At 48.5% G+C, this 12827-nt stretch carries 8 protein-coding genes; 6 read left to right on the forward strand and 2 right to left on the reverse strand.

What is annotated here, in order from left to right; all coding sequences use genetic code 11:
- Window positions 1-130 precede the first annotated feature (130 nt).
- Window positions 131-2743 (reverse strand): family 20 glycosylhydrolase, encoded by a 2613-nt coding sequence (locus tag JUB14_RS19715; protein WP_207508547.1) that lies wholly within the window; start codon window positions 2741-2743, stop codon window positions 131-133.
- An 85-nt stretch (window positions 2744-2828) separates the two neighbouring features.
- Between JUB14_RS19715 and JUB14_RS19720 the strand changes: the two genes are divergently transcribed.
- From JUB14_RS19720 to JUB14_RS19735, 4 genes are all read left to right on the forward strand, one after another.
- Window positions 2829-3926 carry an acyltransferase family protein gene (locus tag JUB14_RS19720; protein WP_207508548.1) on the forward strand — a complete coding sequence of 366 codons (1098 nt, stop codon included), beginning with the start codon at window positions 2829-2831 and terminating at the stop codon, window positions 3924-3926.
- Window positions 3927-4129: 203 nt separating this feature from the next.
- Window positions 4130-5095 (forward strand): dihydrodipicolinate synthase family protein, encoded by a 966-nt coding sequence (locus JUB14_RS19725; protein WP_207508549.1) that lies wholly within the window; start codon window positions 4130-4132, stop codon window positions 5093-5095.
- 1 nt (window position 5096) lies between these two features.
- On the forward strand, window positions 5097-6614 hold the full coding sequence (locus tag JUB14_RS19730) for a sodium:solute symporter family protein (RefSeq protein ID WP_207508550.1): 1518 nt from the start codon (window positions 5097-5099) through the stop codon (window positions 6612-6614).
- A 267-nt stretch (window positions 6615-6881) separates the two neighbouring features.
- Window positions 6882-9152 (forward strand): NADP-dependent malic enzyme, encoded by a 2271-nt coding sequence (locus tag JUB14_RS19735; protein ID WP_207508551.1) that lies wholly within the window; start codon window positions 6882-6884, stop codon window positions 9150-9152.
- A 73-nt stretch (window positions 9153-9225) separates the two neighbouring features.
- On the opposite strand, the gene JUB14_RS19740 is transcribed toward JUB14_RS19735, so the two are convergent.
- Window positions 9226-9669, reverse strand: coding sequence for a response regulator (locus JUB14_RS19740; protein ID WP_207508552.1), 444 nt, complete (start codon window positions 9667-9669; stop codon window positions 9226-9228).
- A gap of 234 nt (window positions 9670-9903) precedes the next feature.
- Here JUB14_RS19740 and JUB14_RS19745 point away from each other — a divergent pair, with 234 nt between their 5' ends.
- Window positions 9904-11202, forward strand: coding sequence for a sensor histidine kinase (locus JUB14_RS19745; RefSeq protein ID WP_207508553.1), 1299 nt, complete (start codon window positions 9904-9906; stop codon window positions 11200-11202).
- A 252-nt stretch (window positions 11203-11454) separates the two neighbouring features.
- The gene (locus tag JUB14_RS19750; protein ID WP_207508554.1) at window positions 11455-12801 is read left to right on the forward strand and encodes an NAD(P)/FAD-dependent oxidoreductase; all 1347 of its coding nucleotides are present in this window, start codon (window positions 11455-11457) and stop codon (window positions 12799-12801) included.
- Window positions 12802-12827: the final 26 nt, after the last annotated feature.

The following is a 12827-nucleotide window of genomic DNA, read 5'->3' on the forward strand; positions in this document are numbered from 1 at the left end:
GGTTCAACTAGCAGACCAGTAGCCACTGCTAGTAATGAAATGGCTGAAAAGTAAGTAAAAGATTCACAAGTAGTAGCACAAAGAGCTTTGTAGCCAGATGCGCAAGTCATGAACGTATAAGATTACACCATTACCTCCTGGTCAGTACTTCCCGGGGCTTTACAAGCGTGGTACGGCTGGATCTGCCGGAGGCGTCGAAACTTTTGAGCTTTACGGTACCTGATACACGTACCGGCTTAGAGTATAGGGTAGATTCCAGATTGGGTTCGGAGCCATCGGTGGTGTACCGTATAGCCAGTCCAGGTAAGGCTACGTTGGCGCTTAGAGTACCTTCTTCAATGACAGCCCCTGGGAGTGGCAAACGGTAGTTGTACCCGCCGTTTAGTATAGCTAGCCGCGGCAGCTCTTTTTGTGCCAGTGTATTGGCAAATCTATTCCATCCTGTCTGTATTTCCTCTTCACGTTTTTTGGGGTCGTTGTTGCTCTCCCATTCTCTTTCCGGTGACCAGGCGCTTTCGGCAAACCCCAGGAGTTTGGGCAGCAGGTAGTACTCCATCATGTCACGCCCTTTGATGGTTTCGCCCCAAAGTTGTGCTTCAAGTCCCAGTATGTTTTTGCGTGCTTCGGGTTTGAGAACCTCCCAACCCGCAGGTACCTTGCCCGTATCCAGAGTTTTACCCATAGAGGTAGTATAGGTAGTTTTGTACATCTCGTAGGGGGCAAAGGTCCAGGCTTTACGCGTATCAACAAATCCGGCCCAATACAACCCCGGCTCCTTAGGATCATTGGAATACGCCAGATCGAAGTAGAAGTTGGATACGTTACATAGTACTACAGGATAACCCGCATTGGCCAGCCGGTACCCCAGGTCCGGGTAGTCGAACATGTTGTTCCAGATGTAGGGTACTACCTTTCGCCCCACAAACTCCGGATTAGGTGCCATTTTGCCGGTAGCGGTTTTGATCAGTACTGTCTCTTCCCAGGCATGTACGGTCAGGTTTCGCTTTTCGAGGCGCTTGAGTAGTTCTCTGAAAAAGTAGGTCTGCAGGTTCCTGGGATCTTTGATATCAGGCAGAGTTTCCAGCAACCGGCTGGCCATGGGTGAACGGGTCCAGGCACCTTCGGGTACCTCATCTCCCCCGGCATGGATCACATCCATCTTCAGACCCGCCTCCTGGTACATCTTCGCCATTTCATCCACTACTTTCTCATAAAAACGAAAAGTCGATTCCCGCGCCACACTCACTACGTTATCTTTATACCCCTGTGCCGACAGGTACACCGATTTATCATCCGGATCAATAAGACGGTACTCTTCGGCTTCCTTTTCTTTTCCTGCCTTCATCAGCCGCTGGTACCGGGCCTCCATGGCCTTGATAGCAGCCCGGGCGTGTCCCGGGAGGTTCAGCTCTGGTATAACCTTGATATGCCTTTCGTTGGCATATTTAAGAATTTCGATAAAATCTTTCCGGGTATAGTACCCACTTCCGTGCTTTCCGGTTTGGTATGCCACCGGTCCCGAACCGTAGGCGGGGTGCATGACCGAATCATCCATAGAGGCAGTATGCATACGCTGCGCACCTACCTCCGTCAGCTCGGGCAAGCCATCAATCTCCAGGCGCCAGCCTTCATCTTCGGTCGTGTATAACAGGAAATGGTTGATCTTGTAAAATGCCAGCAGATCCAGGATACGAAAAATGGATTCTTTAGTCTGGAAGTTGCGACTCACGTCCAGGTGCAGACTGCGAAAATCAAAACGGGGGGCATCCTCCACCAGACTAAAAGGGAGCTGAATAGATCTGGAATAAGCAAGGTAGTGCTCAGCCGGGATCATAGCCAGCAGGCTCTGTACCCCATAAAAAGCCCCCGCCGGATCACCGGCGGTGATGGCTATACCACTTTCACCAATCTGTAGACGGTAAGCCTCCTTCTCTTTGTTGTTAACACTCACATTCCCCGTTCTCAGATAAATACCCATGGGTGCCACCTGTGGAGTACTACTAGCCCGAAAACTGCGGCCGGTAAGGGCTTCCAGTTTTGTTTTCAGAAACAGAGCCTCGTTTTCAAATCTTTTCTCATAATGTATAGTCAGGCGGCCATCGAGGGGAAAAGTACGGGTCCCGGTCACGACGCGTACCGGGGTAGGTATAATCTTAAGAATGGCTTCACTATCTAATTCATTCAGCCCCAGGTTCTCCTGATAGGTCTGTTCGGGAGTAGGCAAGGGTTCCAGATCATCCCGGCTTCTACGGATCTGCTCGTCCCTGACAAATGGCTTGATCTTGTAATCATCTACCTGTACGATCTGTTGTTTTTTGCCATAATATACAAAGTACAAACCTACCGGCGCGTCCGTTTCCTTAATCACCCCTTCGGTACCCTTGTACCTGATTTCGATCGTAGCACCGGGCTCCAGTTTGAATCCCCGCTCAGGTACTAGTTTGTAGTAGTCTCCGTTGATATGCTGGATGGAAGCAGGCTGCGGATTGGAATGGGCCACAATAGGCCGGGGAGCCATGTTGAAGAAAAGCGCCCAGTTCTCATCGCCTAGTGTCAGTTTGCTGTTGTTGGTCATGACGAACATAGCCTCAAACTCATCATTCTTCTGCGTCAGATTGCTTACTAGTTCCCAAGTCACCGACACATGAGGTTCGGTTTCGGAAGCCGTTTTCCCAGACGACAAGCACCCTACCAAACCCACTATACTGAGCAGGAATAAGGCTATATATATGTTTTTTATCATCTTCAAGGGCGGTTAAGTAGCCTGTATAGTACTGAAAGCAGTAATCAAATTACTACTAATCAACAAAATTTCTAAAACTTTGATAATGGAGCGCCCCCGAAACCGTCTGATTTCGCTCGACGCCATGCGTGGCTTTACCATTGCAGCCATGATACTGGTAAATTTTCCAGGGGATGGCGACCAGGTATACCCTACGCTGAAGCACTCGGTCTGGAACGGATTAACCTTTACGGATCTGATCGCTCCCTTTTTTCTATTCATCGTGGGCGTCTCCATCGCCCTGGCATATGGCAGAAAGCAAGATGAAGGAAAACTCGGCTCGGGGGTATACCGGAAAATTAGTATTCGCTCGCTGAAGATCTTTGCCGTAGGAATGTTCCTGAACCTCCTGCCCAACTTTGAGTTTGCCGAACTACGCTGGACGGGTACTCTCCACCGGATAGCCATTGTGTTTCTGGTATGTGCCCTGCTGTTCTTACGTACCACCTGGCGGGCACAAGCCTTTATTGGAGCTCTGATCCTCATAGGCTACTGGCTGGCTATGACCCTGATTCCAACACCCGGTACGGGGCGGGTCATGCTGGAGCCGGGGGTAAACCTGGCCGCATGGGTTGACTCTCAGTACCTGCCGGGCCGGATGTGGCAGGGAACCTGGGACCCGGAGGGGATCCTGAGTACCTTTCCCGCCATCGCAACGGGTATCACGGGTATGCTGGCCGGAAGGCTCTTGTTTAGTAGTAATGACCAGGGCCGCAAGGTAAACTACCTGATGACGTCCGGACTCTTCACCGCTGCACTGGGATACTTCTGGGGGCTCCTTTTCCCGGTGAATGAAAATCTATGGACCAGTTCCTTTGTATTGGTCACATCAGGTATGGCCTCCCTCCTACTGGGCGCAATGATCTTCCTGGTTGATATGCTGGATCGAAAAGGCGGTATGGCACCGGGTATTATATTCGGGGCTAATGCCATCACGGTGTACGTTCTGGCCGATATTCTTTCCATCCCCTTTTACCAGATTCCCTTCGGAGGCTCCCCCCTGAATGATCATGTTGTGGCTGGACTTACCACGGCAGGAGTAGCTCCAAAGCTTGCTAGTATGACGTGTGCCCTCATCTTTGTGGGCATCAACTTTATCCCGGCCTACCTGCTTTACCGTAAAAAAGTCTTTATTAAACTATGATTCATTGCCTTAGCAGGAGTCACAAGTTATCAGAAGTAATATTCTGCTCTAAGAAACTACGAAATCAAATGCTGCAAATAGCCTGAATCATAATTAAGAAGGTACTACTGATTAGAGACTCCGGGTAGAAGCCTTTAGTTTTTATATATAATCCTAATCAGGAGCCTTTACTTTAACCTTGTTCAGCTATTATGTTACAATTGATGAAATTGCCTGAGGGGCTGTGGCCCGTAATGCTTACCCCTTTCACTAAATCAAATGAGGTAGATCTGGACGGGCTGGAAAGGCTAACGGAATTCTATATTGATGCCGGTTCCAATGGGTTATTCGCCAATTGCCTTTCGAGTGAGATGTACCAGATGACTGAAGAAGAGCGTCTGTTGGTAACGTCACAGGTAGTGAAGCATAGCAATGAGCGGGTGCCGGTGGTAGCCACGGGTACATTCAGCCGGTCAGTAACTGAGAATGTCGAATTTATCAGGAAGATCCATGATACCGGTGTACAGGCTGTGATACTGATCACCAGTATGCTGGTCGAGCCGGATGAAGGAGAAGACGTACTTCGCCAGAGACTGGAACAAATCCTGGAACAGACCGGGCAGGTACCCTTAGGAGTATATGAATGTCCGGTACCCTATAAGCGTTTGCTGAGCCCGGGCCTGATGCAGTGGATGGCGCAGACGGGCCGCTTCCTGTACCACAAAGACACCAGTTGCCACTCAGGAGCCATTGAGCATAAAGCGCAGGCCATTAAAGACTCCGATTTTAACCTATACAATGCCGATACCACCACCGCCCTTGATTCGCTGGATGCGGGAGCCAGTGGTATTTCCCCTATATCCGCCAACTACTATCCCGAGCCTTACCGCTACCTGCTGGATCAGTACAGGAAGTATGGAAGAAATGAGGAAGTAACCCGGCTGCACGCCCACCTGACCATGATGGACCGGGTCACGCACAGCTTCTATCCCTATGCGGCCAAGCTGTTCCTACAGCAACGTGGGCTGAAGATCGAAACTACCACTCGCGTGCCTTGTGAAACGATGCCACAGGTGGATCGCCTCCGCTTCCAGGCGCTTATGGATTCTTTCCAGTCTCTGGCCAGTCAGCACGGTTTCCCGCTGGTGTTACAACCTGCTCAGTACTCGGACATAACTACCTCCCTCTGATATGAATCTGCAACTCACGGATCTGCTGGTATTTGTGCTTTATATGGGTGGTATCACCCTTTTTGGAAGCTCTTTTTACTCCAAAAGCAACTCGTCATCCGCCTTTACGCTTGGTAACAGCAACTTCCCCGCCTGGGTAGTGACCATGTCCATCTTCGCGACCTTTGTGAGTAGTATTAGTTTTCTGGCCCTGCCGGGTACAGCTTACCTATCCAACTGGAACGCCTTTGTATTCAGTCTGTCCTTGCCGATTTCGTCCATGATGGCGGTAAAGTTTTTTGTACCGCTCTATCGTAAGATCAACAGCCCATCCGCTTACGCCTATATGGAGATGCGTTTTGGGCTCTGGGCCCGGATTTACGTGTCGGCCTGCTACCTGCTTACCCAAATTATGCGGATCGGTACTATCCTATATCTGTTGGCGCTGCCGGTCACGACCCTGCTGGGCTGGGACATCCAGACTATTATCATTGTGACAGGCCTTACAGTCATGGTTTATTCGCTGCTGGGGGGGATCAATGCGGTTATGTGGACAGATGCCATACAGGGGATCATTCTGATATGCGGGGCATTGCTATGTCTTTTTTACATCTGGTACCTGATGCCCGGTGGCGTCGAACAGGTTTTTACCATTGCCAGTCAGGATGATAAATTCAGTTTGGGTAGCTTTGGGTCAAGCCTCACTGAGTCTACTTTCTGGGTAGTACTAATCTACGGTATATTTATCAACCTCCAGAATTACGGCATTGACCAGAATTACGTACAACGGTATATGGCTTCGCGTTCGGACCGCGAAGCCAAACGTTCCGCTTTTTTTGGCGGGTTATTGTACCTGCCGGTCTCGTTCCTGTTCTTTCTGATTGGTACTTCCCTGTATTCCTACTACACAGCCGTCCCGGCTGATCTTCCGGTAGTACTCCGTGATGCAGCTATGAGCGACCGGGTTTTCCCCTACTTTATAGTCAATAAACTACCTCCGGGTCTCACGGGCTTACTGATTGCCTCCATATTCGCGGCAGGTATGAGTACCGTATCGACGAGTATCAATAGCTCGGCTACCGTTTTCCTGACCGACTACTTCAAGCGCTTCAGCCGCACAGAAGTCACGGATCAGACCTCTATGCGGGTTTTGTATGGTACTTCGCTGGGTATAAGTATACTGGGTATACTCATAGCCATTGCCATGATCAATGTCAAAAGTGCACTGGACGCCTGGTGGAAAATGGCCTCTGTATTTAGCGGGGGCATGCTGGGCTTGTTTCTGCTGGGAGCATTCGTAGATAAGATCAACCGAAAAGGAGCCATCGCAGGCGTGATTCTGGGGCTGATCGTGATCCTCTGGATGAGCCTCTCCCCTATCCTGTTTACGGACAGTACATCCAAACAATTCGTCAGTCCCTTCCATGGCTATCTGACCATTGTTTTTGGTACTACGACCCTGTTCCTGACCGGTTTTCTCTCTTCATTCTTGATCAAAAACAAAAATAAAGAAACCGCTCCCGTATACGAGCCGGAATAAAGCACTACATTAGTAGAGAGCGGACGGTTGTGGGCATTGCGCTGACAGCCGCCCGCTTTTTTGTTGGTGAACTTATTTGATTCTGTGAGTTTACTAATTGAGAATCTACCGTAAATTGTCTGTTGGCACCATCTACTCTCAGGTTGTAAATTACATTCAATTGGCAAATCAGTGCCTCAAATCAGTAAATTGATTTTACTTTTGATCCGAAAAAGCACCTAGAGCAAAACTATCTCTGCTATTGAGACACTTCATTCAACAAGTACCATGATAAAAATTAACAAACAGGACGCCCTTAACTATCACCAACTGGATCAACCCGGAAAGATAGAGGTAGTCCCTACCAAAATGCTCAGTACCCAGCTTGACCTGGCCCTGGCTTACTCACCGGGAGTAGCCGAACCCTGTAAGGAAATAGCTAAGAACAAGGAAGATGTTTATAAATATACGTCAAAGGGGAATCTGGTAGGTGTTATCTCCAACGGTACGGCCGTATTGGGACTTGGTAACATTGGTCCTGATGCCTCCAAGCCCGTTATGGAAGGGAAAGGCGTACTATTTAAGAAATTTGCCGGTATAGACGTGTTTGATATCGAGATCGACTGTACCGATCCAGACGAGTTTATCCGCATTGTGCGGTCACTGGAGCCTACCTTCGGGGGCATCAACCTTGAAGACATCAAAGCGCCGGAGTGTTTTCAGATCGAGACAGCCCTGCGTGAGCAAATGAATATCCCGCTCATGCACGATGACCAGCACGGTACCGCTATCATATCCAGCGCCGCCCTGCTCAACGCCCTCGAACTGGTCAACAAAGACATCAGTACCATCAAACTGGTCATGAATGGTGCCGGCGCGGCAGCTATATCCTGCCTGAAACTGTACCTGTCGCTGGGGCTAAACGTAGAAAACGTAGTCGTTTTTGACAAGGATGGTATTATCAATGCCGATCGTCAGGACCTGGATGAATACCGTACCCAGTTCATCACCAATAGAAACATCACCACACTCGAAGAAGCCATGGTCGGTGCGGATGTATTCATTGGATTGTCAGCGGGGAATGTACTGCCGCCAGAATACGTGAAACTCATGGCCAAAGATCCCATCATATTTGCCCTGGCCAATCCTGACCCTGAGATTTCCTATGATCTGGCTATGTCCATCCGGGAGGACCTGATCATGGCTACCGGACGTTCTGACCATCCTAATCAGGTTAATAACGTACTTGGATTCCCGTATATATTCCGTGGAGCGCTGGACGTACGGGCCACGGAGATCAACGAGGCGATGAAGCTGGCTGCCGTGAAGGCACTGGCCGAATTAGCCAAAGAGCCTGTACCTGAACTGGTTAACAAAGCATACGAAGATAATACAATCACCTTCGGCAAGGAATACCTGATTCCTAAGCCCCTGGATACCCGACTGATTACGCACGTAAGTCCGGCCGTGGCCCGGGCCGCCATGGAGTCCGGGGTAGCGCGTCGCTCTATTGAGAACTGGGAACAGTATGAGCAGGAACTCCTGGAAAGAATCGGTATTGATCAGAAGCTGATGAACCGGATTGTATCCAGAGCCAAAAAAAGTCCAAAGCGAATTGTATTTGCCGAGGCGGACCATATCAAGATCCTGAAAGCTGCCCAGCAAGTACTCGAACAGAAAATAGCCAACCCTATCCTGCTCGGTAATGAGGAAAAAATTAATGCTATCATAGAAGAACACGGCCTGGATCTTTCAGAGGCAACGATTGTCGATCCTATCAAAGAAGAAGCTTTGCGCGAAGAGTTTGCTCAACTCCTGTACCAGAAGCGCAACCGGAAAGGTATGACCCTGCTGGATGCCCGCCAAGCGGTGCTGTCGCGCAACTACTTCGGTAGCCTCATGGTCGAAACCAACCAGGCCGATGCCCTTATTTCGGGTCTTACGCGTGATTATTCCAAGACTATCATTCCTGCCCTGCAGGTAATTGGCGTTGAAGACGGTGTCAACCGCGTAGCTGGTATGTACATTGTACAGGCCCGTAAGGAGCCCTACTTCCTGGCTGATACGACGGTAAATGTAGATCCTACGGCCGAAGAACTCTGTGATATTATCGGATTATCGGCAAAGGCAGTGCGGTTCTTTGATACTGAACCTCGTATGGCGGTACTCTCCTACTCCAACTTTGGATCTAGCCGGGGGCCTATCCCCTCCAAGGCAGCCGAAGCCGTCAGACAAGCCAAAAAGAAATATCCGGATCTGATCATTGATGGCGAAATCCAGGCCAATACAGCCGTTAACAAGGGGCTGATTCAGGAGCATTACCCATTCAGCCAATTAGCGGAAAAAGGAGCCAATACGCTGATATTCCCTGATCTGAATTCAGGCAATATAGCCTACAAGCTCCTACAGGAAATAGGCGGAGCCGAAACCATTGGACCTATCCTGATGGGTACGCGCAAGCCGGTTCATATTCTGCAGCTGGGTTCATCTACCCGGGATATTGTGAATATGGTAGCCATTGCGGTCGTAGATGCTCAGGTCTACAACAAGGAGATCTAAAGCCCTTTGTTATAAATAAATGAGGTTCAGGACTTTACTTTACTAGTCCTGAACCTCATTTATTTACAAGTAATCAGAAACTCTGACCGGGCAAGGTGACTGTATCCCACCAGTACTGTCGCAACGTTTCAAAGTACTTCAGCCAGCCGCTATAGTCCGTCGGCTTCACCAGGTAAGCAGTAGCTCCGTAATTATACATTTTCGATATATCATTTGTATCCTTAGAGAAGCTAAGGATTACAACAGGTATCTGTACAAAGGCTGATCCCTCCTTTTTCAATTCTTTTAATAGTTGCCAGCCATTCTCCGGCTTTGGCAGGTATAAGTCCAACAATATGATCTTGGGCATATTACCCTTGCTATCCAGACACGTATGCAGGTGGGACATAGCTTCCCCCTCATTGGTTGCCAGCACAGCTTCTACTCCGGGAAGTTTATCCCTGATCGCAGACTCTATAATGACCCACTGATCCGGATTGTCCTCTATTATTAATATATGTGAACTATTATAATTCATTTATAACAAGGGGGGTTAATAGCGGTTGTATCTATATGGGGCTCCACTACCCTTGTCTGGTGGCGACTCCCCATCAACAACCCTGACAAGGTAAGGGTTATATTTTACTGTTTACCCCTAAGTACTTGTAAACTTCTATTTCAGACTTCATACAATAGCTGTTTACAGTCCATACAATCGCTTCTAAATAATCATATAAGTTACCTAACCTGTTGGTTAAAATTCATAACGAGCATGTCAACAGCAACTAATGAAAACAATGAACAGTCAATTCATCTAGCTACGTACTTATTCAGTCGGCGGGAAGCTATCCTGAACAATTGGCGCAGAACCTGCGAAGAGGATATTGATATGCCATCGCTGAAGACAATGTCACGTGAGGAATTCAACAATCTCGTGCCAGTACTCCTGAATATCTTCGACGCCCGATTACAATCTGTCAAAAGTGATGACGATCCTGTAATCATTAGTAGCCATCATGGCCTTCATCGCTGGCACAATGGGTTTTCATTGAGATCTCTTCTCACCGAAATAAAATATCTGTACCAGTGCCTCACCAACGAGCTGGAACTCTACTGGCGGTTGTATCCACAGACTCAGCCCGCTGTGATCCAACAAGCCTATCATTCGCTTATAGCGATTATGGGTGACAATATTGATGGCAGTGCCAGTCGATTTTCAGAATTACAGCATCTGGAAGCAGCCAGCCGTGCGGCCAATCTGGAAAAGGCCATGGAACGACTTAATGAGCTTTCCAGGGAAAGAGATAATATATTACGTACCTCCTCCCATGACTTGCGTGGTAGTATGAGTGTGATACAAAGTACAGCTTTTATGCTGGATATTGAGGGAAAAACTGAACAGGAAAAAAAGCAGCTGGTAGAAATGCTGAACCGGAACCTTAACAATGTCCAGAACATGCTACAGCAGCTCATGAGCCTGGCTCGCCTTGAAGCCGGACAGGAAAAGCTCGAAATCACCACTTTTGATGCGTCCATAATGCTTCATGAATTAGTCGAGAGTGCCACGCCTATGGCCGAAGAACGCGGCCTGAAGCTACTGGTTGATGGACCTAAGCAGCTACAGGTAACTTTGGACGAACTCAAGATTCAAAGAATAGTACAGAACCTGCTGCTGAATGCGCTCCACTATACAGCTACGGGCGTAGTATCTGTTACCTGGGCTTCTGAGAAAGAATCGCGCTGGACCATCACTGTTCAGGACTCCGGACCCGGACTCCCGGAAGGCTTGGTAATCCTGCTTGCCAACCACCTGAAGCCGCCCCTCGAAAACACCGCCATCTACGATAAGGAAGCGTTGAAAAACAACGACAATAAGCAATCAGTCGCCTTCAACGAATCTATATTGAAGAATGAGACTAATTTTAGCTCTACCGGAGCTGGTGGCGAAGGTATTGGTTTGTACGTAGTAAAGCGCCTCTGCGAAATGCTCAATGCTTCTATGGACATTGAATCCTTTCCGGGTAAAGGTACTTTGTTCCGAATACGTTTTCCTTTATCTATGAAATACTAAGTTCGGTATAGCAACCGTGGTCAATTCGTATAGATGCATATACCTAAACCTTATAAAGTCGCTGTTCATTAATAAATATGTAGTTAAGGATTGGCAACTGCACCGGACGGGCTGAATACTGAGGATTTTATGCAGCAGTGAATGAGGGATACGTGAGGCAGGAGGTAAGCATTACCCTTCCCGGACGTGGCATAATTTTTTGCCCTCAATACAGATTAACCTATTCATACTCACTTCTCATTCCAATTGACTATGCTCGAAATAGACAAGCTTTCACTCAATATACCCGACACTACCAAACCACGAGTAGTGATCATAGGGGGAGGTTTTGGTGGTATCAATCTCACAAAAAAACTGGCAGGTAAAGACTTCCAAGTCGTCATGTTCGACGTACAGAACTACCACGGATTCTGGCCGCTGCTGTACCAGGTGGCTACCGCCGGACTGGAACCAGATTCCATTGCCGAGCCACTCCGCAAAATGTTTGGTAGTGACGACTACGAAGACTTTCATTTCAGACTGGTACGTGTTACGTCCGTAGATCCGGTCGCCAAAACTGTACAAACCGTCATTGGTGATCTTACATACGATCATCTGGTTATAGCCACTGGTACCAAGTCCAACTATTTCGGGAATGATCAGATCAAGAAGTACTCCTTCCCACTTAAGAAAATACCCGATGCCCTTAACCTCCGGAGTCAGCTTCTGCAGTGTTTTGAGCAGGCCAGTATGATCAAAGATCCCGAAGTACAGCAAAGTCTACTCAATTTTGTGATCGTAGGAGGAGGGCCAACGGGGGTAGAGCTGGCAGGAGCCTTGGCCGAGATGCGCAGCCACATTCTCCCAACTGACTACCCGGGGCTGGATTTTACAAAAATGAATATATACCTGATCGAAGGTTTGGATAGGGTACTTCCCCCCATGGCACCCGAGAGTAGCGAAAAGACCAGAAAGTACCTCGAGAAGCTGGGAATTATCATTCATCTTAATACCCTCGTAGAATCCTACGATGGAAACACGGTTACCTTCAAAGGTGGTGAACAGATACGGGCACATACGCTGATCTGGGCTGCCGGTGTAACGGGAGCAGTCATCGAGGGGTTACCACCACAGTCGGTCGAACGGGGCAAAATACTTGTCGACCGCTATAATCAGGTACTAGGCTGCGAAGGCATCTATGCAATAGGGGATGTTGCTTTGATGAGAACAGATAAATATCCCAAAGGTCACCCGGGAGTAGCTCAGCCGGCTATACAGCAGGGGAAGCTACTTGCCAAAAACCTGAAACGTAAGATCAGGAATGAAACCATGGTGGAGTTTGAATACTTTGATAAGGGCTCGCTGGCCATTATAGGCCGTAATCGCGCTGTGGCTGACCTGCCGGGTAATATTCATCTGGGAGGATTTTTTGCCTGGGTTACCTGGTTGTTTGTACACATTATGTACCTGATCGGCTTCCGTACCAAGCTGGTTGTACTCAGCAACTGGCTGTATAAGTTCTTTACTTATGAGAATGGTACCCGTCTCATTATCAGGCCATTTGTCCGGAAAGGGGATAAGGCTACCCAGGATTTTGTAGATAAGTACCGGATGGAGTAAAGCAGAGTTGTCATTAATATATGTTC

The organism is Telluribacter humicola (assembly GCF_017355935.1).
GTDB classification, from domain to species: domain Bacteria; phylum Bacteroidota; class Bacteroidia; order Cytophagales; family Spirosomataceae; genus Telluribacter; species Telluribacter humicola.